A 22,801-nucleotide genomic window follows, 5' to 3' on the forward strand; every position below is an offset into this window, starting at 1 on the left:
TGAATGGGGCGCGTTGCCCCATGTTGATTAGAAAGAAGTGTTAATGCCTAAACTGATACTGCGGCCGTAACGGCTCAAGTGGCTCACTTGCTCTTGGGTTTTAATGTATGACCATTGACGCTCATTGGTGAGGTTAGTCACGTTTAGGTCAATTCGTGTCTTTTCAGTAAGATTATAGCTGGCACTGAAATCAAACTGACCATAATCCGCTGCCCATTCCGGGCCGCCCCATGCATCTGGATACTTCAGGTAATCATCTCGCCAGTTGTAAGCGATACGCGCTTGGTAGTCATCCTTTTCATAATAGATAACCGCATTGTAAGAATGCTCAGACATACCAGCGAACGGTAGCTCGTCTTTTTCGGGGTCGTCGTATTTACTATCCGTAAATGTGTAGTTGATTTGCATACCTAGACCATCAAATGGTGCCGGTAGCAATTCCTCAAATGACTGTTGGTAAGCAATTTCGAAACCTTTGATCTCTGCTCCCGCTTCTGAACGTGGAGATACTTGAGTAAATTCCGGACCGTCAACTTCAACGCCGTCTTTTATGAATTTACCCACTTTTATCGTGCCAACACGTCCCTGAGCGATAACAGATTTAATGTCTTTGTAATAGGTTGCAAAGGTGAGCGCACCATAATCAGAGAAGTACCACTCTAGTCCCAAATCAAGTTGGTTTGCTCTAAGTGGCTTGATCCCAGGGTTGGCAAGATTAAGTTCAAACTTACTGAAATTAATTGAGCTATATGGGGTTAGAAAGTCGATGCTAGGTCTGGTGATAACTTTAGCCGCACTGGTTCTAAATAACAGTGAGTCTGTTATTTCTAACTTAAAGTTCATGCTAGGCAGTACATCAGTGTAGTCATCTTCTACGTAAGAATCGGAGTAATAATCGGCAATATCCCCTTCTATACGATAGATAATATCGCCATCTTCGTCTTCTTCTACGTTGTATACCAGACTTGGGTAATCAAAAACGTAGCCATCAGAGGTGATCTCGGTTTTGATTGCTCTTACGCCTAGGTTTAGGTTGTAAGGCATTTCCGACAGCTCGCCGACTAGGTTGGTCTCTAAATAAAGTGCAAACGTTGACTCAGAAAGCTCGTAGGAATCTTTAGGGCTCTTGGTGGCTCTAATTTTTTCATCTGCGGCTTGGGCATTGATGGATTGATAAAATGCATAGAGTTTGTCGTAGTCAAAGCTTGCCCACGGCGCAGGGTGCATGCCCGGCTCACCATCTAGGAAGTTATCAAAGTTGGCGGGTACAAGTACATCTGCGGGTAGTCTAAATAAGTTAAGACCACCGAGCTTTTCTACGCTTGAGTTATCAAAGCTGTCGTAATCTGAGCTTTTAAAATAAGCCCCACCATTACTGAACATCGATGGGTTATTTGACTTGCTCACATCTCTGGCTTTAGATTGCTTGCCGTAATGAAAGCCAAACTTGATGTCTTTGACAAATTCCCATTCTGGAATAAATGTCCCTTCGAGCCTTAGCTCTTCAACATCACTTATCACTTCCGTGCCATAGTTGTAGCTGTAGTGAGCACCAAAGGGTTGATCGGCATTAAGTGCTGGCGACATAGTCACATCTGGCAGGAGGTTGTCGCCGGTTTGATCTATGGTGATGGTATCAACAAAGCCACGCGCCACGATGTAGCGGTTATCGCCATCATTGATCCGCTCGGCACGGGACTTAGACACATCAAATTCAAGCGTTAGATTACTGGTGGCATACCACTTGAAGTTAAGACCGGCCTGCCAAGTGTCGGTATTGCGAGGCTCAGAGACGTTCAGTAGCTCAGCCATTGCACCATCGACTAACTCAATGTAGTTGACGTTGCCATCTTCATTAAATTTTAACTCACCTACTGCAGGGATCCCGGGCGTCCAAGGTTCATCATAGGTGACGAATGAGATTTGATATTTTTCACCGTCGGTTTTGTAACTTGAGTATAAGCTATCAAAGGTGACATCAATATCATTCGTTGGGCGCCATTGTAAGGCGAGGCTTGCACCAATGCGCTCACGTTCGTCTTGCCAGTTCGAGTATCGTACATATCCTGGGATCATTGATGGGTGTACTTTCTCGCCCTCATCTAGCTCACCATTTCGGTTACTATCAACAGGGACTCGCACGTCGGTATTTTCTTCAGGATCGTAAAACCCTTGTCCCTCGTAGGAGTCTTCGCGTTGTGTTCGCTCTGAATAAACGGCGGTGAATAGCGCGCCAAAGGTATTGTCAAAAAAGGTATCACTAATGAGGAAGGAGGCTTGAGGGTTGGTATCGCCGGTACGTTCTTCGTAAATGGCTTTGGCACTTCCGGCGAGGGTAAAGCCATCCATATCTAACGGTCGGCGGGTTTTTATATTGATGACTGAACCAATCCCCCCCTCTTGCGTTTGTGCTTGTGGTGACTTGTACACTTCTAATGCTTGAACCATCTCAGGCGCAATTAAATCGAAGTTAAAGTCACGGCTAGTGTGCTCTGATGCCATTCTACGACCATTGATGGTGGTAACATTAAAGTCCCCGCCAAGGCCCCGCACTGTGACGTTTTGTCCTTCACCTGCGTTACGGGTAATGGCAATACCTGTCATTCGTTGTAGCGCTTCAGCAAGGTTTTGATCTGGAAACTTACCAATGTCTTCGGCAACGATGGCATCCATTACGCCGACGGCGTTTTTCTTGAGAAAGAGTGACTCTTTGATACTCGAACGTACGCCACGTACTTCAATTTTCTCGACTTGTTGCTTGGCTTTATCTTGCTCGTCGGATCCGCTGTTTTGTTCTGTTTCCTGTGCGTGCGCGTATTGGGACAGGGCACAGCTCACGGCCAATCCCACAGCACACAGTTTTAGAGTGTGTTTCATCTTGTTGTCCTGTTGAGTGTTGTTATTATTGCGCCCGCTTTACGGGCGCTTATTCAGGCATTGATAGCATTTGCTATAGATAACGTATTTAACCTTTGGTTAGTTATGTAACAATGCCTAGTGGTGCTGCAGTGCGCCATGTGCCCCTGGTGAAATCCGGGAAGTCCTTGCTATTACTTCTGTCTGCAACTGAGTCCATTGAAAGAGGGAAGACCGCTGACCAAGCAGCTGCGTCGTAAACATCCTGATCTAGCGGCTCGCCATTACGAAGGCAGTAAATAATGCGCCAGAACATTAAGAAATCCATGCCACCGTGGCCGCCGTTGCGCTCTGCTTCAGCCCCCATTTTCTGCCAAAGTGGATGGTCGTATTTACCGTACCAATCATTCATGTCGTAATCCCACTCGTGAAAGCTCTTACTCCCGCCGTTTTCAAGCGCGATGCGGTTGGGGAATCCTGCAAATACGCCGTTAGTACCTTGAATTAAATTGTGGCGGGAGTAAGGGCGTGGGGTAGTGGTATCGTGCTGTACCATAATCGAACGACCTTTGATGGTTTTAATGATGCTGGTGTTCATATCTCCAGCAATATAGTTCAGTTGGTTACGCTCATGATTTGCTGGGAATTCTCGTTTGGCATAAGCTGCACGACCAAGTGCAGGTGAACTCATGGACGAGATATAGTCGAAACGATCGCCACGGTTGATATTCATATATTGAGAAACTGGTCCTAAACCATGAGTGGGGTAGAGGTTACCGTCGCGTTTGGTGTGCCAATGTGTGCGCCATGAGCCCGTTTTATGCTCAATTTCTTTCATTTGCCAACGAAGTTCATGGATATAAGCTGCTTCACCGTGCAGTAACTCACCGAATAGCCCTTGGCGAACCATGTTTAATACCATCAGCTCGTCGCGGCCATAGCAAACGTTTTCCAACATCATGCAGTTCTTTTGCGTGCGCTCTGCGGTATTTACCAATTGCCACGCTTCTTCTATGGTTACTGCTGCTGGCACTTCGACCAAAGCGTGTTTGCCACTTTCCATTGTGTCTACCGCCATAGGCGTATGCCATTTCCAAGGCGTAGAGATGATCACAATATCAATGTCATCGCGCGCCAACATGCGGCGATAGTCCATATCACTCTTGCCGTAAGTCGCAGGCTTGGGTAAACCCTTGTCGACAACAATTTTAACCGCTCTATCGACGACTTCTTGGTGTGTATCGCAGATGGCCTTGATCTCGACACCGTCAAGATGGCAAAAGTGTTTTACCGCGCCAACACCACGTTGACCCACACCAATAAAGCCCACTCGCACGACATCCAGTTTCGGTACGACTAGACCTTGAACTGAATTTCCTTGTGGCTTTGGTGTAAGCGGCGTCTTATTATTGTTACTTGCGCAGCCAACCACTGCGCTTGTTGCTGCGATAGCAGCCATTGATTGAAGAAATCGCCGGCGGTTTAGATCACCCATAATAACCTCTTAGTTGTTCACTCTTGTTGTTAAAAACGAAATATTATTTTTTGGTTATTATTACGGCAGTTTCATTTTGAACGCAAGCAAAATATCTTTCATGTTCTTTCGTTTTATTTTCAAAATGCTTTGGTTTTTTATTTAAATCCATGTAAAACAGTTGGTTGTTTTTATTTTGATTGAAAATTAAAAAAATAAATTGAAAGCAAATGAAAGGTGTGTAGACTAAATTTAACCAAAACGAAAGGAGGTGTCATGCTGAACACCATCGAAAGACGCCACGAAATTGTTCAACTCGTTGGTCAAGCGGACCGAGTAGAAGTAACAGAACTGGCAGAACAATTTGGTGTATCAACCGTGACGATCAGAAATGATCTCAATGCCCTACATGAAAAAGGATTGTTGGTTCGCTCTCATGGTGGTGCCGTTGCGAGTTCTAGGTTAACCAAAGAGCTCACCATAACGGAAAAGCACGATCATCATCACCAAGTGAAAGTAGAGCTTGCAAAGGTAGTGGCGGGTCTTATAGGCAATAATGAGTCTATTATTCTGGACTCAGGTACCACCACCGAAGAGGTTGCGAGGCAACTGACTGAGCATCAACAGTTAGTGGTGATGACTAATGGACTTAATGTGGCGCAAGCGCTCGTTGTAGCTGATGGCGTTGAAGTGTTGATGACCGGAGGCTCACTGCGTAAAAAGTCGCTGTCGTTTTATGGCAGCCACGCAGAAGATCAGCTAAAGCAATATCACTTTGATCGTCTGGTGCTCGGTGTTGATGGATTCTCTGTTGATGTTGGTGTAACAACACACTTTGAACCAGAAGCCGCGCTTAACCGCGAGATGTGTAAAGCTGCAAAACAAGTCATAGTAGTGACGGACTCCAGCAAGTTCGATCGTAAAGGTGTACACCGTATTATCGCCTGCGAAGAAATTGACGTTTTGGTAACGGACAGTGGTATTCCAGCTGATATTCATCAGCAATTGGTTGCCGCCGGAATTGAGGTACATTTAATAACGTCTTAAGAGGTGATCATATGCGGCGTTTCCAAGCCCTAATCGAAGCCAATAAATCAGGGAAAAACTCAGGCATTTATGCCATTTGCTCAGCTCACCCTTGGGTGCTGGAAGCGTCGATAAGATATGCCAAGCAGGAAAATACGCTGCTATTAATTGAGGCCACGGCCAATCAGGTTAACCAATTTGGCGGTTACACCGGGATGCGTCCCGCGGATTTTATTGCCAAAGTCGAAGAGATGGCTGACGAGCTTGGTTTTGATAAGCAGTTACTGATTTTTGGCGGTGATCACTTGGGACCAGTCTGTTGGACGAGTGAAAATAGCCAAGCCGCGATGGCCAAAGCGTGCGACTTAGTCGCTGAATACGTGAAGGCCGGTTTTAAGAAAGTTCACTTAGATGCCAGTATGCCCTGTGCTGACGATCCTGACGCGTTAAGTGATGATATTGTCGCTGATCGCGCTGCCTTGTTGTGTCAAACTGCGGAAGCCGCCGCGATTGCGACGTTTGGTCGTAGTGATATTGTTTATGTGATTGGTACTGAAGTTCCTCCTCCAGGTGGAGCTGATGAACAGATTGACAGTCTTCAACCGACCAGCCAAGTTGCTGCGCAAGAAACCCTAGCTTGCCACCGTGAACTCTTTGCAAACAAAGGATTAACGGATGCTTGGCAACGCGTGGTTGCAATGGTGGTGCAGCCGGGTGTTGAGTTTGATAATACCCAAGTATTTGACTACAAACCGAATGAAGCAAGTGCACTAAAAGACTTTATTCGTACCGTTGACCGTATCGCTTTCGAAGCGCATTCGACAGATTATCAAACTGCAGGCGCTTATCAGTCGCTGGTTGCTGATCACTTTGCCATTTTGAAAGTAGGGCCTGAGTTGACCTTTGCGCTGCGCGAAGGATTATTCGCGCTTCACCATATTGAAAAGCAATTACTACCCGATGTTCACAGTCAGTTTATTGAGGTAGTGGACGAGGTCATGCTGGCAGAGCCAACGAGTTGGCAGCGTTTTTATCACGGCGAGTCACAGCAACTCCGGTTCTTGCGCCAATTTAGCTTTAGCGACCGTATTCGCTATTACTGGCATCAAGAAGCGGTGCAAAAGGCGTTAGCAACGATGCTCGAAAACCTAGCGCGGCAGACTTTACCATTGCCGCTTATCAGCCAATATTTTCCAGAGTTATATCAACAAGTACGCCGTGGTGAAATAGAAAGGGACGCCAAAGCGTTGGTGATTGCCAAAATTCAACGTGTTGTAGCTCGCTATTCAAATGCGTGTTTTGCCATGGAGAAAGCGTCATGAACACTTTGCTAGGACACGAAATTGCGCAATTAAAAACACTGAATGCCTATTGGACAGCAAAAGAGATTAGTCAGCAGCCACAGATGTGGCAAGAAACCGCTCAGTTGGTTGCGAGCATAAAGCCTAGGCTTTTGTTGGAGTTAGCTCCTTTTCTAGATGACCCTGATACCCAGATTATTTTGACAGGGGCGGGTACATCCGCTTATATCGGTGACGCCATCGCCACTCATCTTAATACACACATGCGCCAAAGTGTGCGGGCAGTGAGCACAACTGACTTAGTTGCTGCACCAAGGCAATACCTAGCGACGGATAAACCGTGTTTATTGGTATCCTTTGCTCGCTCCGGTAATAGCCCAGAAAGTGTAGCAGCCGTAGAGTTGGTAACACAGCTGGTTAGTAACAGTCAGCACCTTTTTATCACCTGCAACCGTGATGGAAAGTTGCATCAAGCAGCGCAGCAGGCAAGCAATGCAATAAGTATATTGCTACCGGAGCCTACACTTGACCAAAGTTTTGCAATGACGAGTAGCTATTCGTCAATGATGGTCGCAGCGCTACAACTTTTTGCTGCGGATGACGGCTCCGTGGATAAGTTGATCAATGCAGCGCAAAGCATGTTAGCTGCGACAGAGCAGCAAAATATCCGTGCATTTGCACAACAACCATTTGAACGTTTGGTGTATTTAGGATCGGGTTGTTTACTGGGATTTGCAAAGGAAGCCGCGCTAAAAATGCTTGAGTTATCGGCAGGCCAAGTAATGAGCGTGAGCGAGTCACCGCTTGGCTTCCGTCATGGTCCAAAATCACTTATCAATAGCAAAACTGTCGTGGTATGTTTTATCTCAAGTGATGGTTATACCAGCTTGTACGATCAAGATTTAGTTGCCGAGTTGCAGCGTGACGGTACAGCCATGACGGTGCATTCACTTTGTCCTAAAGTGCCACCACTAGAAGACGTGTGGCAAGGGTTACTGTATATGTTGTTTGCACAGCAGTTAAGTTTCTATAAAGCGCTAACCCTCGGTATTTCACCGGACAATCCTTGCCCGTCGGGGGAAGTGAATAGAGTTGTGCAGGGCGTAGTCATTCATCCATTTGGGAGTGAAGTATGATTTATGGGGTGGATGTTGGCGGGAGTAAAATTGAAATTGCGGTGTTCGATGAAAAACTACAACGTATTGAATCGTGGCGTGTGGCGACCCCAAAGCACAGTTATGAGGCGTTTTTAGCGCAAATCGTCACTTTGGTGCAGCAAGCAGATGACAAATATGGTTGTAAAGGACAGGTTGGTATTGGTATGCCGGGGATAGTAAATGCGCAGCAGCGCGTGCTATCAGCAAATGTCCCTTGTGCCAATGGTAAAGAAGTTAAGGCTGATCTCGTTGCACAACTTGAACGGCCCATTGCGGTAGAAAATGACTGCCGTTGCTTTGCGTTATCAGAAGCCAGTCTTGGAGCCGGTAAGCAATATCAAAAGGTCTTTGGGGCAATAATAGGCACTGGTGCCGGAGGCGGATTTTGCATTGACGGCGCGTTGTATAAAAGTGCCCAAGGGATCGCCGGAGAATATGGCCACCATCCGCTTTCTGCGGTGTTGCAGCAAAAATATCACCTGCCTATTTTAGCGTGTGGCTGTGGACTGCAAGGGTGTTTAGAGCGCTATGTCGCAGGGCCAGGGCTTGCCGGTTTGTATCAACATTTCACTACGCGGAAGCGTTCCTCAGAACAAGTTATCACAGCGATGCGGGCTGGAGAAAGTGAAGCACGCCATGCTTTTAATTGCTATATGGATCTGTTGGGCTCGGCGTTTGCAAATTTAATCAAAGCATATGACCCAGAAGTTATCGTGCTTGGCGGTGGTATGTCGCTGATTGATGAACTTGTAGAGACGCTCCCAAAAGCCATCGAACCCCATGTGTTTTCAGCGGTATCTGTGCCAGATATTGTTAGAGCCAAGCATGGTGATGCGAGTGGCGCATTGGGTGCGGCATTACTTGGGAGTATAGTACATGCTTGAGCAGCTTCGTTATATTCAGCCCCGTCGTATCTATACCCCTACCTGCGTCCTTGAAGCGCACGTTGCGGTAATAAAGGGTGAGCGTTTTCACGCGATTATTCCAGCGACGGACGCGCCAAATAATACCGAATGTTATTCTAATTTAGATATGTGGCCTGGGTTAATTGATTTGCATATTCATGGCCGCGAGGGCTGTGATGTTATTGATGGCAAACTCTCCAGTTTAGAGACCATTAGCACGTCTTTGCTCAAACATGGCGTCACTGGTTTTTTGGCAACCACGGTGACGACTACATGGCCACAAACTATTGCCGCGATGAAGGTTATTGGAGCCGCCTATAAGCAAAAGATGCCGGGCGCTCAGGTGCTGGGCGGATACAGTGAGGGTTTATTTTTTAGTGAAAAACACAAAGGTGCCCATAACGAAGCTTTCTTTAAGCCGTTAGACGAAGCCTTAATTGATGAAATGATTAGCGCGGCTGATGGTGCGCTTAAAGCGGTGGCACTCGCGCCCGAAAAGGCTAATGGCGTTAAGATGACACAGTACCTAAGTAAACATGGGGTGCGAGTGATGTTAGGTCATTGTGATGCGGATTTTGCGCAAACCAATGCTGCCCTAGCACATGGTGCCTGCGGCGGGGTGCATGTGTTTAACGGCATGCGCGGCATTCATCACCGTGAGCCGGGCTGTGCTGGTGCGTTGTTACTTGATAGCCAAGCCTTGGTGGAAGTGATTGCCGACGGTATTCATTTGCACCCTGCGATTTTACAGTTGATCTACCGCCTAAAAGGTCAGCATAAGGTGGCCTTGATCAGTGATTGTATTAATGCTGGTGGCCTTAAAGATGGTGAATATCAATTGGGTGAAATGCCAGTTGTGGTAAAGGATGGCGTGGCGAAAACTCACAGCGGCAGTTTGGCCGGCAGTACACTAACACTTGAAAAAGCAGTGAAGAATTTAGCAGAATTAGCCAATATTCCGCTTCTAGAAGCCATCAATATGGCAAGTTTAGTACCCGCAACTTATTTAAATATGGACAATGAACTTGGTAGCATTGAAGTGGGTAAAATAGCGCATTTTTCTTTGCTAGATGATGTCTTCCAAGTCCAGCATGCCAACTTGTTTGGAAAGCAGATATTTTAAACAAAAACCCAAGCTCACCGCCCTAAAATTGACAAAATACAACGGAATTTTCTTAAATACAGCGGCCTAGCAGTAAGCGATGCGGTAAAAATGGGTCACAAAGTTTCGCATTAGAAACTTTTTCGCGAATTGATTGCATTTTAGACGACTTCAAGGATGATGTTCGCTACAAGAGGTGATATACTCCCGCCGAATAATTTTTCTACTTTAAATAGAGTAAAACAATGGCAGATTTATCGAAATACAGAAACATTGGTATTTTCGCGCACGTTGATGCGGGTAAAACTACCACCACTGAGCGTATTCTAAAGCTTACTGGTAAAATCCACAAAACTGGTGAAGTACACGACGGTGAGTCTACTACTGACTTCATGGAGCAGGAAGCTGAGCGTGGTATTACAATCCAATCAGCGGCGGTAACTTGTGAGTGGAAAGGCCACCGTTTAAACGTTATCGATACTCCTGGACACGTTGACTTCACAGTAGAAGTATACCGTTCACTTAAAGTTCTTGACGGTGGTATCGGTGTATTCTGTGGTTCTGGTGGTGTTGAGCCACAATCAGAAACTAACTGGCGTTATGCGAACGAATCAGAAGTTGCACGTGTAATCTTCGTAAACAAACTAGACCGTATGGGTGCAGACTTCTACCGCGTAGTTGGTCAGGTTGAGAAAGTGCTTGGTGCTAACCCACTAGTTATGACGCTTCCTATCGGTATCGAAGACCAGTTCTGTGGTGTTGTAGACGTACTTGAGAAGAAAGCATACGTTTGGGATGACACAGGTCTTCCTGAAAACTACGAAATTACTGACGTTCCAGCTGACATGGTAGACAAAGTTGAAGAATACCATGAGATGCTAGTTGAGTCTGCTGTTGAGCAAGACGACGACCTAATGGAAGCCTACATGGAAGGTGAAGTTCCTTCACTAGAGCAAATCAAAGCGTGTATCCGTAAAGGTACTCGTGATCTTGCGTTCTTCCCAACTTTCTGTGGTTCAGCGTTCAAAAACAAAGGTATGCAACTTGTACTAGACGCTGTTGTAGATTACCTACCAGCTCCTACAGAAGTTGATCCTCAGCCACTAACAGATCCTGAAACAGGTGAGCCTACTGGTGAAGTAGCAACTGTTGACGCTGATGCACCACTTAAAGCGCTTGCGTTCAAAATCATGGACGACCGTTTCGGTGCACTTACGTTCATCCGTATCTACGCAGGTCGCATGAAGAAAGGTGACACTATCCTTAACTCTGCAACTGGTAAAACAGAGCGTATCGGCCGTATGGTTGAGATGCAAGCGGACGAGCGTACTGAACTTACTGAAGCACAAGCGGGTGACATCATCGCTGTTGTTGGTATGAAGAACGTTCAAACAGGTCACACGCTATGTGATCCTAAGCACGAGTGTACACTTGAAGCGATGATCTTCCCTGATCCAGTAATCTCAATCGCTGTTGCACCTAAAGATAAAGGTGGTAACGAGAAGATGGGTATCGCGATCGGTAAAATGGTTGCAGAAGATCCTTCATTCCAAGTTGAGACTGATGAAGATTCAGGTGAAACTATCCTTAAAGGTATGGGTGAGCTTCACCTAGACATTAAGGTAGACATCCTTAAGCGTACATACGGTGTAGACCTAATCGTTGGTCAGCCACAGGTTGCTTACCGTGAAACTATCACTAAAGAAGTTGAAGATAGCTACACGCACAAGAAACAGTCTGGTGGTTCTGGTCAGTTCGGTAAGATTGACTACCGTATCAAGCCTGGCGAAGTTGGTTCTGGCTTTACGTTCAAGTCTTCAGTTGTTGGTGGTAACGTTCCTAAGGAATTCTGGCCAGCAGTTGAGAAAGGCTTCAAGTCAATGATGGACGAAGGTGTACTAGCGGGCTTCCCAGTACTAGACGTTGAAGTTGAGCTATTCGACGGTGGTTTCCACGCAGTTGACTCATCAGCAATCGCGTTCGAAATCGCTGCTAAAGGCGCATTCCGTCAGTCTATCCCTAAAGCGGGTGCACAACTTCTTGAGCCAATCATGAAAGTTGACGTGTTCACGCCAGAAGACAACGTAGGTGACGTAATTGGTGACCTTAACCGTCGTCGCGGTATGATCAAAGACCAAGAAGCTGGCGCAATGGGCGTTCGTATTAAGGGTGAAGTACCACTATCTGAAATGTTCGGATACATCGGTCACCTACGTACTATCACGTCTGGTCGTGGTCAGTTCTCAATGGAATTCTCACACTATGCACCATGTCCAGCAAACGTTGCTGACGCGGTAATCGCAGCTGAGAAAGAGAAAAAAGCAGCTAAGTAATTAATTACTTATTTTGCATAAAGAGGTCGCCTTTGGCGGCCTTTTTTATTTTTAAATTCAATTGTTTACAGGTTTAATGCCCTGTCTAAAAGTCGTCACGATTATTTCATGTTTTATTAATTTTAAAGTTCTTGCTTTAGGAACATTGGCACTTTATCATTAGCTTTTCTTCAATAAATTGGGTCACGTTATTGCGTCGTGGGCTCAAATTTGATTGTGGTTGGGTAAATAAAGGAGATACTCAATGAGAACTTTAGAACTGGAAATAAACTGGCTTTTCTATGTGCTGGCACTGTCTCTTATCTGGCTGGGTAATGCGCTGTTTTCTATCTTAGATATTCCCTCATCATTATTGCAAATAGTTACACTGATCTTACTATTTTTTACCCTGTCATTATTGGTACTGTCATTAACCGGAAAGCGTTTTCTGCATATCGATAAAGCGGGGATTAGCTATAACTTTTTAGGTAAAACCCATTATATCCATACGGAACATATTCAGGCGATTAGGTTACGCTCTTTGGGCATGGTAAGTCTTCCCGAGGTATATCTCGATGACGGTCGTATTATTCGCTTCTTTAGCTGGAAAATGAATCGCGATGAGCTTTTAAAAGCAGAAAGTTTGGTAGGATGAGTTGCGGAAGAAATGCAGGTGAGAGTTTCACCTGCTCAACACTAATCGCTCTTACTTCTCATTCAGCCAAATTGCGGCTTGTTTTGCAAAGTAAGTCAAAATGCCATCCGCACCAGCACGCTTAAATGCTAGTAGAGACTCCAGTACAACAGGCTTCTCAGCCAACCAGCCGTTATCAATCGCAGCCTTATGCATGGCGTATTCACCGCTGACTTGATAAGCAAATGTTGGTACTCCAAACTCATCTTTAACGCGTCTGACAACATCTAGGTATGGCATACCTGGTTTTACCATCACCATATCAGCACCTTCTTGTAAGTCCAAAGCCACTTCACGTAATGCTTCGTCAGAATTAGCAGGATCCATTTGATAGGTTTTCTTATCTGCACCTTTAAGGTTGCCCGCAGAGCCGATAGCGTCGCGGAAAGGACCGTAATAGCTCGATGCATACTTAGCAGAGTACGCCATTATACGAGTATGGATAAAGCCACACTCTTCAAGTGCTTCACGCACAGCGCCAATTCGACCATCCATCATATCCGATGGTGCAACAACGTCGGCGCCGGCTTCTGCATGAGAAAGCGCTTGCTTGACTAATACTTCCACGGTTTCTTCATTCATGACATAACCGTCTTCATCCAAGATACCGTCTTGACCGTGAACTGTGAATGGGTCTAATGCAACATCGGTGATCACACCCAGCTCAGGACATGCCGCTTTAATAGCACGTACCGCTCTTTGTGCAATCCCTTCAGGGTTGTAAGCTTCCTCAGCTAGTAACGATTTTTGTTCCGCCGGTGTTACTGGGAATAAGGCGATGGCAGGAACCCCTAGCTCTACTAGTTGCTTGGCTTCCTCAACTAATAGATCAATAGATAAACGCTCAATACCTGGCATTGATGGGATAGCTTCACGCTTAGATTCACCATCCAATACAAATACTGGATAGATTAAGTCATTAACCGTTAGCGTGCTTTCGCTCATTAGACGTCTTGAAAAGTCATCGCGACGCATTCTGCGCATGCGAGTTAGGGGGAAAAGATCGAGTCCTGATTGAGCCACGTTAGTTCTCCTGATTGGGTTTGAAAGTAACAACACGATTACGACCTTGCTGTTTTGCTTGATACAAGGCTTTATCCGCATTGTCAGTGTAAAGCTGTGGATTATGTGGATCGCTAACCACTGCACTATAAACGCCTGCACTAGTGGTCAATTTAAGCGTATCTTCACCAAATTTGATATTGAGATCTGCTGTAGCCACTCTCAGGCGTTCAGCTACTCCGACTGCACCTTCTTCTGGGGTGTTTGGTAGTAGCAAAATAAACTCTTCACCACCATAGCGGAACACTTCATCATGTGGTCGCCGCAAGTGTGATTTTATTAAGCTGGCAAATTCGCAAATTGCTTGATCACCAGCCAAGTGGCCATATTTGTCGTTAATTTTCTTGAAGTGATCGATATCAAAAATAACAAGGCTCAATACTGTCTGCTCTCGTCTTGAACGACGTACTTCCATCTGTAAACGCTTGTCGAAATAGCGCCGGTTCTTCACTTTTGTGAGTGGATCTTCCATGTTCATGCGCTCGAGCTCCCGGTTTTTATCCTCAAGTTCCCTTAATGTGACTTGAAGCTCAAAAGTACGTTCCTCAATGTTGGACTCTAAGTCGTACTGGGCCTGTTCTTGTAGTTTAAGCTTTTCTTTTAATAGGGCATCTTCAGCTTGAGTATGAGCTAGCCGTTGCTGTTGCTTGGCCAGCTTTTCATCTCTTTGAAATATATATAGACGTATGAGCAGGTAACTCAGCAACGTGGCTTCAACAACAAAAATACCAAAGTAACCCAAGTGGTTCAAAAAGCTGCCGGACTGAACCCCGAGCTCGACCGTAAACGGGTAGCTAATTACGATAAAGTGGCAGAGCGCGATTGCGATTAAGATATTTCGGCTCTTGTGGTTAATACGGGCGAGCGTATAGATAATCAATACAGAGACAATAAAGCTAATGCTAAGCGCTAGCAGGAGAGACTGAGAAACCGGTAAAAAAGCAATGAGCAGAAACAAACACAATGTCGCTAGAATGGCCTTTCTTTTCGTCAGCTTAGGGTGCGCAAGAAGTGACTTTCCAGAGCAGTAACTCAAAGCGGGCAACAGCAGTGCGCTGAGCAATAACATCATCATGCCTTGACCATACTGTTGAAACCACTGCCATGAAGAGTAAAAGTAGCGATAACCAAAGCCATAGATATGTGCATTGAAAAGCCATACTGTAGCGATAAACAAAGTGGCACATAAAAAGTAACCTTTTTTTGTAACACAATAGAGTGTGGCATTGGTTAAGGCGAGTGCTAGTACAAAGCCTGCTAAAATTCCAAAAATAAGATTAAATTTACTCTTAAATTGGAGGTATTCATTCGGCTCCCAAATTGCAAGAGGAGCCGTGATAACCCCCTCATCACTGATCTGTAAGTATAAATGGCTTTGAGTTTGTGGCTGCAGCTCAAGCGGAACAACTAGAGATTCATACTTTAGTGGCCGCTTAATCAGTGGCAAGGCATCGCCCATATCTAAGCTGAATATTGGATGGTTCGGTCTAACATGATAGGCAGTTACCGCATCGATGAGATTATTGTTTATACTTACCAATACTGGTGTGAGCGAGTTGTTGGTATTGTGCAGCGCTATTTTTAACCATAAGTACTTCGCTACAGGTCGAAGGCCTGTGGGGACTTGGGTGCTGTTATGCCATTCGACAGGAGCCGCAAGCAGTTCGTTTAACGATGCATATTTACTCAGTGTGTAACTTAGCTTTACTTGGTGTTCTACCTTAAATGACTCTGAAATAGTGACGGCAGAAATTACAGCAGAGCTGTATATCAATATAAGTAAAGACAACACAATGCGCATTACTGGCTTTACCTCACAAACAGCTGTTTAAAATTAGCCGAAGTCGTGCTCATCACTTCCGTGACAGGACATTGTTTTAGGTGTGCAATTTGCTCAGCCACATAAGATAAATACATTGGTTCATTGCGTCGAGACTTGGGTTTTGGGCTAATTGTTCTAGGTAGTAGGTAGGGCGCATCCGTTTCCAAAAGCAAACGGTCTAGGGGGATGTATTGGATTAGATCTTGTAGTGCTTGACCTCTACGTTCATCGCAAACCCAACCTGTGATGCCGATCATTAACCCATAGTCCAAGTAACGTCGTAGTGCGTTATGATCACCAGTAAAACAGTGTAGTACTCCTTGAACGTTAACTTCTTGCAGTAACGAAAATAGCGCATCGTGCGCGTCTCTTTCATGTAGATACACTGGATAATCAATAGCTTCTGCTAACTGCAGTTGCGTCAAGCACACGCTTTGTTGTATCGGCCTTGGTGAAAAATCGCGATTAAAGTCCAAGCCACATTCACCAACGGCAATAGCTCTGTCACTACTTTTTAAAAGAGTGAGGAGATCATCGTAGAGCGTATCAGGTGCATCTTTTGCGTCGTGAGGGTGGGCACCTGCTGTACAATAAAGCTGGTATTGCTCTGCGAGAGAAATACTTTGTTCGCTGCTTGTTAAGTCGCAGCCAATGGCGAGCATAGATTCTATGCCAGCGTTTTTGGCTCTAGCAATTACCTCGGCCAAATCGGATGAAAATTGCGAGCTGGTGAGGTTTACACCAGCATCGAACATCGTGTTCATCAGTTAACTCGTTTAACTCGCGTTGTACGGTTTGAGCCCGCTTTCTTCATTAAAAACGAGCCAAAAGACGCGCGTTCAATAATTAATGTGTCTCCTTCATTGGCGAAAAAAGTTTCTGAAGAAATTTGCCGCCATACTTGACCATTGTCCAAGGTGAATACCATTTTATTGCGGCCTTGAGTGGTTGTTTTTACGAGTTTAGCTGTAATTTCTTCGATTTCTTCGCTTACCGCTTTAACTTTATGCTCTAAACCAAAGCCATCTTCTTTCAATTCTGCTTTTTTTTCATTGCGCGCTGTATTTATTTTATCTTTGCTTAAGGGCGCTTTGCTTGAATGTGTTTCCGTGATTGGTTTATTAGCAATCACATTGTCGTAACACATGAGTCGTTTAAAATCATTTTCAATCAGAGTACAAGCTTGTAGTGCCTGCGTATTTATCGGCTCTGCGGCGCATAAAGAGGAAAATCCTAGTGCGAACAGTATCACGGTTTTTTTCATTGTTCTGACTCCTGTTGTTGTGGTTTAGCGCTGTAAAATCTGGCTAGAATGAGCCCCAACTCAAACAAGAGTAGCATAGGTAACGCTAATAAAGTTTGAGATAGAACATCTGGTGGAGTTAAAAACATTGCGATGACAAAAGCACCAACGACAACATAAGGTCGTTTCTCTTTTAAGCTCGCAGGGGTTGTCATGCCACTCCAACATATAAGCATAATGGCGACTGGAATTTCAAAGGCGATACCAAAAGCAAAAAATAGCTTAAGGATAAAGCCAAGGTAACTGCTAATATCTGGTGACAATGTCATCATCTCCGGCCCTACACTGGTAAAAAAGCCAAGTATGATAGGCATGACAACAAAGTAACAAAATGCTATTCCGCCATAAAATAGCAGCACACTAGAAAGTAATATAGGAATGAGCATACGTTTTTCGTGTTTATATAAACCGGGTGCGATAAAGCCCCACACCTGATGCAAAATAAAAGGCACAGCGGCAAATAGTGACACAAAAAGCGTTAATTTAAATGGAGCAAAAAACGGTGCTGTAACGTCTGTGGCGATCATGGTTGTGTTGCTAGGCAAGCTATTTACAAGCGGTGCTGCAACGAAGGCATAGATGTCATTGGCGAAGTACACCAAAGCAACAAAGATAACGAAAACGCTCAATAACGCTCTCATTAAGCGGTTTCTTAACTCAACAAGGTGAGCTATAAATCCACTTTGGGCTGATTCTGTCATGTAACTTGACTCGTACGAATATAATTCCAGTTAGATATAACAAAAAGGAGCGGCTTGGGCGTCTAATTACCCAAAGCTAGCCTTTGACTGAACTATCTAACTGCTAGATTGATTAGTCTTTGTTTTTATTATTTTCGGTTGATTTATAAGAATGTCTGACTGATTCAGCCGCATCTTGTAATTCTTGAACGGATTGCTTGAGTTCGGGGGCCAAATCTTGCATTCCCTGTTGTTCCGCTTTCTTCAAATTATTATGTAGCTCGTGAACACGTAATTCTTCACTCACTTCAGCCTTGACTGAATTGGCGACAGATTTTACCGTTTTTATCCATCTCGCTACGGTGCGGATTGCAACGGGAAGACGTTCAGGGCCAAGTACAATTAGGCCAACGATAAGAACGACCACTAACTCCCACATACCCATGTTGAATTACACCTTATCTTTTTCTTTCTCTGATACCGGTTGTGCTTGCTCAGTTGTTGTATTTTTTAACTTTTCTGGCTCAGAGTCGGTCGCAGTTTGCTCATCAGATACCGCCTTTTTAAAGCCTTTAACTGCACCACCCAAATCACTACCAATACCGCGTAGTTTTTTAGTTCCAAATAACAAAACAATGATGGCTAAAATAATAAGTAATTGCCAAATACTGATCCCACCGAATCCCATAATAACTCCATTGATACTTACTGCTTATGAATAATGATTATACGCCTAGCGAGCAAAAAATCACCCTGTTTTACGCCATGCGCCAATAAATACTAGCACGGCAATAATCGCAAGTAGGCTACTTGCGACAGGCTTGTCAAAAATAAAGCTCAATCCCGATATAATTGCAAAACTGCTCGCTGCTAAGCCTAATAATAGCGGCTTAGTCGCAGTATCTGCTTTTTGTGTGACAGTTGGAGGGGGGCGGCGCTTGAGATTTTGGTAAATCAAATCTGGCAGTTCAGGCATTTTTTCAGCCCAAAATGGTAAGTTCGCATATAGCTTTTTCGCCACCGCGAGAGGGCCAACTTGCTCTTGCACCCAATGCTCTAAAAAAGGTTTGGCCGTTTTCCACAGATCTAACTGTGGATAAAGCTGGCGCCCTAGGCCTTCTACATACAGCAGAGTTTTTTGCAATAATACGAGCTGTGGTTGTACTTCCATATTGAACCGTCTTGCTGTATTAAACAAATTTACTAGCACATGACCAAAAGAGATTTCTGCAAGCGGTTTGTTAAAAATGGGTTCACATACAGTGCGAATGGCAAACTCAAACTCTTCTACGCAGGTATCTGCCGGAACCCACCCAGAATCCACATGAAGCTGTGCCACCTGACGATAATCACGATTAAAAAAGGCGATAAAGTTTTCGGCCAAATAGCGTTTATCTTCACGGTTTAAGGTGCCGACTATGCCGCAATCTATACCAATATACTTAGGGTTATGAGGATTTTCACGAGAGACAAAAATATTGCCAGGGTGCATATCTGCATGGAAAAAACTGTCACGGAATACCTGTGTGAAAAAGACTTCCACGCCGCGCTCGGCCAGCAATTTCATATTGGTGCCTTGCGCTAACAAGGCTTCGGTGTCTGAAACCGGAATACCGTAGATGCGTTCCATCACCAGCACGTTTTTACGTGAATAATCACTATATACCTCAGGGATATACAGTGAATCTGAGTCTTCAAAGTTGCGTCTGAGTTGAATTGCGTTCGCGCCTTCTCGCATCAAATCTAGCTCGTCGAGTAAGGTTTTTTTGTATTCCCTAACAACTTCCACTGGGCGCAGGCGTTTTCCTTCGCTGAGTAAGTTGACAACGATTTTAGCGAAACGCTCCATTAAAGAGAGGTCTGCATGGATTTGTTTCTCGATATCGGGACGAATAACTTTGATCACGACATCTTTCAACACATCTTTGTGTTGTAGCTTGGCAGCATGTACTTGCGCTATCGAGGCTGAAGCCAGCGGTTTTGATTCAAATTCAGCAAAGTATTCATGAATATTGTCGATTTCTAGTGCTTGCTCAATGAGCTTTTGTGCCATCGCGGGGTCAAATGGTTGAACTTGATCCTGCAAAAATGCAAGTTCTTCAGCGATATCTGGTGGTAGTAAATCTCGACGGGTCGAAAGCATCTGGCCGAACTTGATCCACACTGGCCCCAAAGTTTGTAGTGCCAGACGTAGGCGTGTGCCTACTGGTTTGTCTTTATGTTTGTTGCGCAGCCAAAACAAACTCGCTCGAGCGAGTTTACCGTACCAAGGCTGCTTATGCGCAGGGACGATTTCGTCTAAACCATAGGTTAAAAATGTTTTGGTGATCTGATGCAAGCGAAGTAAAGACAACCTAATTTCCTTTGTTTTGCTGAAGTAATACGCTGAGGCGTTGATTTAAGCTTTCGACCTGATTGTTTAATGTTCTCACTTGCTGCTTAAACTGTTGAAACTCGAGCGGGTGAGGCGCAACCTTCAACTCATCTTGAAATAACCCTGTTAGGGTTGCTTTGGCTACCTGTCCATCTTGCTTTGCGCGATGCGCTAACTTATGAAAGGTATCTACGGCAACTTGTGCGGGACCATCACCGACATATTTGGCGAGGTGTTCCGCCCAATCAATATCAAGTGTTGCTAATGCATTACTATATAGTTGTGCGAGCGCCAAATCCCCTTCAAGATCGAGCTTATCTTGACGGATAAGCGCAGTGAGTTGGCTTGGGTCTTTGAGTTCAAGCAAGGTTGGTAAATCGGCACTAATTGAACAATCGGCTTCGCCATCAAAAGGGCATAGTACGTGAATGTTAATGCCTGTGTAAGTCACAGCTAAACAAGTATTTTGATCTCGAATATCAACACTGAGTACTTTGTGTTGGCCTTTACTTAGCACATGCTTTAGCTCAGGTGAGAGTTTAAGGCCTTTGTTTAAAGCCGTCTCAAGTACGGCGCCAAGTAATGAAGCTAACACAGCAACTCCTAGAATTTAAAGCCGCGATGAAGGGCGACGATGCCTCCGGTCATATTTTGGTAGTCAGTTTGTTCAAAACCGGCTTCATCCATCATGGATTTTAGCGTTTCTTGATCTGGGTGCATGCGAATAGATTCTGCAAGGTAGCGATAAGACTCACTGTCATTTGCAACTAATTTGCCCATTGCAGGTAATAGTGTAAATGAATACATATCATACAGCTTTGCCAGCGCCTCGTTATCTGTCTTTGAAAATTCAAGTACCAGTAAGCGTCCACCTGGCTTTAGTACTCTGTACATTGAGCGCAATGCTTTATCTTTATCAGTTACGTTACGTAAACCAAAGGCAATAGTGATGACATCAAAAGTATTATCGTCAAAAGGCAGCATTTCTGCGTTCATTTGAACGTATTCAATATTGCCAACAAGTCCCGAGTCGCGTAATTTTTCGCGGCCGACTTTAAGCATTGAGTCGTTAATATCGCCTAAAACAACTTGTCCTTTATCACCAACTAATTCGCTAAATCTTGCGGTTAAATCACCCGTACCGCCAGCAAGATCAAGTACTTTGTGACCAGCGCGTACACCTGAGCAGGCAATAGTTTGACGCTTCCACAAACGATGGATACCGAATGACATCAGATCATTCATGATGTCGTATTTTGCAGCTACAGAATGAAATACGTCTGCAACCATAGAGGCTTTTTTGTCGGTCTCGACTGTTTTGTATCCAAAGTGGGTAGTATTGTCTTGTGACTCTTTCATGTGGGTTCCATCATTACTCTGCAACTATGGTTGCTAGTGTACTTGATTGGTAGCCGTAGGTGCAATTTCTTATCCGTGTTGTATTGTTGAAAATGCAAACAAAAGAGTATATTGCAGATCAGTGACTAATATAACAGTGTTGGCCGAGAGAATGTGCCTTCTGTGCAGCGTAACCTGCGCGTTTTGCCAACACATTAAAGTCTTGCTCTGGTGCAAGTTGGGCTATCCCAAGAGCCAGAGACACATTAGGTAATGGAATTTTCCCTTTCGCGCTGACAAACTTTAATCGCTCAACACCTTTACGCACTTTTTCCGCGATAACACTCGCGGTATCTAAGTCTACATCGGCAAGGATAACCGTGAATTCTTTTTTACCTGTGCGACCAGGTAAGCCACTTTCAACGACATAACGTTTGATATTATTGGCGATACGATTAAGCACAACTTCACCCACAACATCACCAAACCGCGTTGAAAACTCGTCAAGGTTATCAACTTGGATAGAAAGCGCGCAGACAGATTTTTGCTGCGATTGCCATAGGGACACTTTTTGATGAAGATAGTGACGCTTATAAAGACCCGTTTGTGGGTCTAATAAGTGTTGTTTACGCAAGTCGAGTAGTAACTTTTGATTACGTTCATAATCTAAACGCGATTTTATTAACGCTTGTTTAAATTGTTTGTGCTGTTTTAGCAATAGCTCAGTTTGTTTGGTGAGTGTTGATAGTGCGCGCTTACTCTTTTGAATGTTGTGTTCATCTAAATTATGCACACATTGACTGACTTGTTGGGCAAAGCGAATAACCTGCTTTTGTGAGGTTTCTGCATTTTCGTGTAATTCAGTCACCAAAGAATCAACGCCTTCAAGTAATTCAGATTGTGTTTTTTGACCTTGATCTAAAAATTGGTAGTAGAGTTGTTCAATGAATACGCAGTCTATTTTTGTGTGCGCTTTGATGGCTTTGTTGATGGCACAGTCAAGATCTTTGTTCGTGGCGCTAATATGGGTATAAGCAACCTGATAATTTAAAGGCGTGGGCGGCAAATGATGTTGCTCTAAAAACAGGCACACCTGTGTCATTTTTTCTTGGGCAACAGCCATGGGATCATGGAACATCATTTCATTTACCACAACAATTAATTATCAAACGTTAATGAACTACCACCAGCTCCTTCGGTGTAACTCTTGTCCTAATTGCACTAGACCTACATTAATCTGTATCGTCCGAATTTAAAAGTAAAAAATTTGTCTTTGAAATAGAAAATTTACATTTTTTTGTTGAATTGCTGATTTTCTCATCAATTTTTACTAGGTTGGGTAAATTGTATTCGATCTGAGATATTCGTGATTCTATCGAATTAAGTTGCATCTGT

At 44.4% G+C, this 22,801-nt stretch carries 20 protein-coding genes; 7 read left to right on the forward strand and 13 right to left on the reverse strand.

The genetic code is table 11. The features are described 5' to 3' along the window. Positions 1-27: 27 nt before the first annotated feature. Both NO992_RS09895 and NO992_RS09900 read right to left on the reverse strand, forming a co-directional pair. Positions 28-2,877, reverse strand: coding sequence for a TonB-dependent receptor (locus NO992_RS09895; protein ID WP_371376588.1), 2,850 nt, complete (start codon positions 2,875-2,877; stop codon positions 28-30). 103 nt (positions 2,878-2,980) lie between these two features. Continuing rightward, the gene (locus NO992_RS09900) at positions 2,981-4,351 is read right to left on the reverse strand and encodes a Gfo/Idh/MocA family oxidoreductase (protein WP_138521455.1); all 1,371 of its coding nucleotides are present in this window, start codon (positions 4,349-4,351) and stop codon (positions 2,981-2,983) included. A gap of 255 nt (positions 4,352-4,606) precedes the next feature. On the opposite strand from NO992_RS09900, the gene agaR reads away from it, so the two are divergent. The 7 genes from agaR (at position 4,607) to NO992_RS09935 (ending at position 12,788) form a co-directional block, all read left to right on the forward strand. Further along, positions 4,607-5,377: a transcriptional repressor AgaR gene (agaR, locus tag NO992_RS09905; protein ID WP_010376494.1), complete on the forward strand. Its 771-nt coding sequence runs from the start codon at positions 4,607-4,609 to the stop codon at positions 5,375-5,377. Between the two features lie 11 nt (positions 5,378-5,388). Continuing rightward, on the forward strand, positions 5,389-6,678 hold the full coding sequence (locus NO992_RS09910; RefSeq protein ID WP_260491644.1) for a D-tagatose-bisphosphate aldolase, class II, non-catalytic subunit: 1,290 nt from the start codon (positions 5,389-5,391) through the stop codon (positions 6,676-6,678). Further along, entirely contained in the window at positions 6,675-7,793 is a 1,119-nt protein-coding gene (locus tag NO992_RS09915; RefSeq protein ID WP_371376593.1) for an SIS domain-containing protein, read from the forward strand. The genes NO992_RS09910 and NO992_RS09915 overlap by 4 nt, the downstream gene beginning before the upstream one ends. After that, positions 7,790-8,698, forward strand: a complete 909-nt coding sequence (locus NO992_RS09920) for an ROK family protein (RefSeq protein ID WP_371376596.1) — start codon at positions 7,790-7,792, stop codon at positions 8,696-8,698. The genes NO992_RS09915 and NO992_RS09920 overlap by 4 nt, the downstream gene beginning before the upstream one ends. Beyond that, on the forward strand, positions 8,691-9,842 hold the full coding sequence (gene nagA, locus NO992_RS09925) for an N-acetylglucosamine-6-phosphate deacetylase (RefSeq protein WP_371376600.1): 1,152 nt from the start codon (positions 8,691-8,693) through the stop codon (positions 9,840-9,842). Before NO992_RS09920 ends, nagA begins: the two co-directional genes overlap by 8 nt. A gap of 224 nt (positions 9,843-10,066) precedes the next feature. Next, positions 10,067-12,154: an elongation factor G gene (gene fusA / locus NO992_RS09930; protein WP_130165134.1), complete on the forward strand. Its 2,088-nt coding sequence runs from the start codon at positions 10,067-10,069 to the stop codon at positions 12,152-12,154. A gap of 244 nt (positions 12,155-12,398) precedes the next feature. Then, positions 12,399-12,788, forward strand: a complete 390-nt coding sequence (locus NO992_RS09935) for a hypothetical protein (RefSeq protein ID WP_371376603.1) — start codon at positions 12,399-12,401, stop codon at positions 12,786-12,788. A 51-nt stretch (positions 12,789-12,839) separates the two neighbouring features. On the opposite strand, the gene hemB is transcribed toward NO992_RS09935, so the two are convergent. From hemB to NO992_RS09990, 11 genes are all read right to left on the reverse strand, one after another. Continuing rightward, on the reverse strand, positions 12,840-13,850 hold the full coding sequence (gene hemB / locus NO992_RS09940) for a porphobilinogen synthase (RefSeq protein WP_021032573.1): 1,011 nt from the start codon (positions 13,848-13,850) through the stop codon (positions 12,840-12,842). A 1-nt stretch (position 13,851) separates the two neighbouring features. Next, positions 13,852-15,690 carry a diguanylate cyclase gene (locus tag NO992_RS09945; RefSeq protein ID WP_045964737.1) on the reverse strand — a complete coding sequence of 613 codons (1,839 nt, stop codon included), beginning with the start codon at positions 15,688-15,690 and terminating at the stop codon, positions 13,852-13,854. An 8-nt stretch (positions 15,691-15,698) separates the two neighbouring features. Beyond that, the gene (locus tag NO992_RS09950; protein ID WP_371376606.1) at positions 15,699-16,475 is read right to left on the reverse strand and encodes a TatD family hydrolase; all 777 of its coding nucleotides are present in this window, start codon (positions 16,473-16,475) and stop codon (positions 15,699-15,701) included. Further along, positions 16,475-16,975, reverse strand: a complete 501-nt coding sequence (locus NO992_RS09955; RefSeq protein WP_371376609.1) for a hypothetical protein — start codon at positions 16,973-16,975, stop codon at positions 16,475-16,477. The genes NO992_RS09950 and NO992_RS09955 overlap by 1 nt, the downstream gene beginning before the upstream one ends. After that, positions 16,972-17,715 (reverse strand): twin-arginine translocase subunit TatC, encoded by a 744-nt coding sequence (gene tatC / locus NO992_RS09960; RefSeq protein WP_010376474.1) that lies wholly within the window; start codon positions 17,713-17,715, stop codon positions 16,972-16,974. The genes NO992_RS09955 and tatC overlap by 4 nt, the downstream gene beginning before the upstream one ends. A 112-nt stretch (positions 17,716-17,827) precedes the next feature. Beyond that, positions 17,828-18,139, reverse strand: a complete 312-nt coding sequence (gene tatB / locus NO992_RS09965) for a Sec-independent protein translocase protein TatB (protein ID WP_010376473.1) — start codon at positions 18,137-18,139, stop codon at positions 17,828-17,830. Between the two features lie 6 nt (positions 18,140-18,145). Further along, positions 18,146-18,382: a Sec-independent protein translocase subunit TatA gene (gene tatA, locus NO992_RS09970; RefSeq protein ID WP_010376470.1), complete on the reverse strand. Its 237-nt coding sequence runs from the start codon at positions 18,380-18,382 to the stop codon at positions 18,146-18,148. A 60-nt stretch (positions 18,383-18,442) separates the two neighbouring features. Next, positions 18,443-20,047 (reverse strand): ubiquinone biosynthesis regulatory protein kinase UbiB, encoded by a 1,605-nt coding sequence (gene ubiB / locus NO992_RS09975; protein ID WP_371376614.1) that lies wholly within the window; start codon positions 20,045-20,047, stop codon positions 18,443-18,445. Between the two features lies 1 nt (position 20,048). Beyond that, a complete protein-coding gene (locus NO992_RS09980) occupies positions 20,049-20,663 on the reverse strand; it encodes an SCP2 domain-containing protein (RefSeq protein ID WP_371376617.1) in 615 nt (204 codons plus the stop codon). An 8-nt stretch (positions 20,664-20,671) separates the two neighbouring features. Next, positions 20,672-21,427 carry a bifunctional demethylmenaquinone methyltransferase/2-methoxy-6-polyprenyl-1,4-benzoquinol methylase UbiE gene (gene ubiE, locus NO992_RS09985; RefSeq protein ID WP_010376465.1) on the reverse strand — a complete coding sequence of 252 codons (756 nt, stop codon included), beginning with the start codon at positions 21,425-21,427 and terminating at the stop codon, positions 20,672-20,674. Positions 21,428-21,545: 118 nt separating this feature from the next. Beyond that, positions 21,546-22,547 (reverse strand): GGDEF domain-containing protein, encoded by a 1,002-nt coding sequence (locus tag NO992_RS09990; protein ID WP_010376464.1) that lies wholly within the window; start codon positions 22,545-22,547, stop codon positions 21,546-21,548. Positions 22,548-22,801 lie beyond the last annotated feature (254 nt).

The organism is Pseudoalteromonas sp. DY56-GL79 (genome assembly GCF_041414765.1).
Taxonomy (GTDB): domain Bacteria; phylum Pseudomonadota; class Gammaproteobacteria; order Enterobacterales; family Alteromonadaceae; genus Pseudoalteromonas; species Pseudoalteromonas piscicida.

Excerpts from the sequence above, each read along its gene's own strand:
- NO992_RS09895 (WP_371376588.1), bottom strand. The coding sequence starts at position 2,877 with ATGAAACACACTCTAAAACTGTGTGCTGTGGGATTGGCCGTGAGCTGT.
- NO992_RS09900 (WP_138521455.1), bottom strand. The coding sequence starts at position 4,351 with ATGGGTGATCTAAACCGCCGGCGATTTCTTCAATCAATGGCTGCTATC.
- agaR (WP_010376494.1), top strand. The coding sequence starts at position 4,607 with ATGCTGAACACCATCGAAAGACGCCACGAAATTGTTCAACTCGTTGGT.
- NO992_RS09910 (WP_260491644.1), top strand. The coding sequence starts at position 5,389 with ATGCGGCGTTTCCAAGCCCTAATCGAAGCCAATAAATCAGGGAAAAAC.
- NO992_RS09915 (WP_371376593.1), top strand. The coding sequence starts at position 6,675 with ATGAACACTTTGCTAGGACACGAAATTGCGCAATTAAAAACACTGAAT.
- NO992_RS09920 (WP_371376596.1), top strand. The coding sequence starts at position 7,790 with ATGATTTATGGGGTGGATGTTGGCGGGAGTAAAATTGAAATTGCGGTG.
- nagA (WP_371376600.1), top strand. The coding sequence starts at position 8,691 with ATGCTTGAGCAGCTTCGTTATATTCAGCCCCGTCGTATCTATACCCCT.
- fusA (WP_130165134.1), top strand. The coding sequence starts at position 10,067 with ATGGCAGATTTATCGAAATACAGAAACATTGGTATTTTCGCGCACGTT.
- NO992_RS09935 (WP_371376603.1), top strand. The coding sequence starts at position 12,399 with ATGAGAACTTTAGAACTGGAAATAAACTGGCTTTTCTATGTGCTGGCA.
- NO992_RS09945 (WP_045964737.1), bottom strand. The coding sequence starts at position 15,690 with ATGCGCATTGTGTTGTCTTTACTTATATTGATATACAGCTCTGCTGTA.
- NO992_RS09950 (WP_371376606.1), bottom strand. The coding sequence starts at position 16,475 with ATGAACACGATGTTCGATGCTGGTGTAAACCTCACCAGCTCGCAATTT.
- NO992_RS09955 (WP_371376609.1), bottom strand. The coding sequence starts at position 16,975 with ATGAAAAAAACCGTGATACTGTTCGCACTAGGATTTTCCTCTTTATGC.
- tatC (WP_010376474.1), bottom strand. The coding sequence starts at position 17,715 with ATGACAGAATCAGCCCAAAGTGGATTTATAGCTCACCTTGTTGAGTTA.
- tatB (WP_010376473.1), bottom strand. The coding sequence starts at position 18,139 with ATGGGTATGTGGGAGTTAGTGGTCGTTCTTATCGTTGGCCTAATTGTA.
- tatA (WP_010376470.1), bottom strand. The coding sequence starts at position 18,382 with ATGGGATTCGGTGGGATCAGTATTTGGCAATTACTTATTATTTTAGCC.
- ubiE (WP_010376465.1), bottom strand. The coding sequence starts at position 21,427 with ATGAAAGAGTCACAAGACAATACTACCCACTTTGGATACAAAACAGTC.
- NO992_RS09990 (WP_010376464.1), bottom strand. The coding sequence starts at position 22,547 with ATGATGTTCCATGATCCCATGGCTGTTGCCCAAGAAAAAATGACACAG.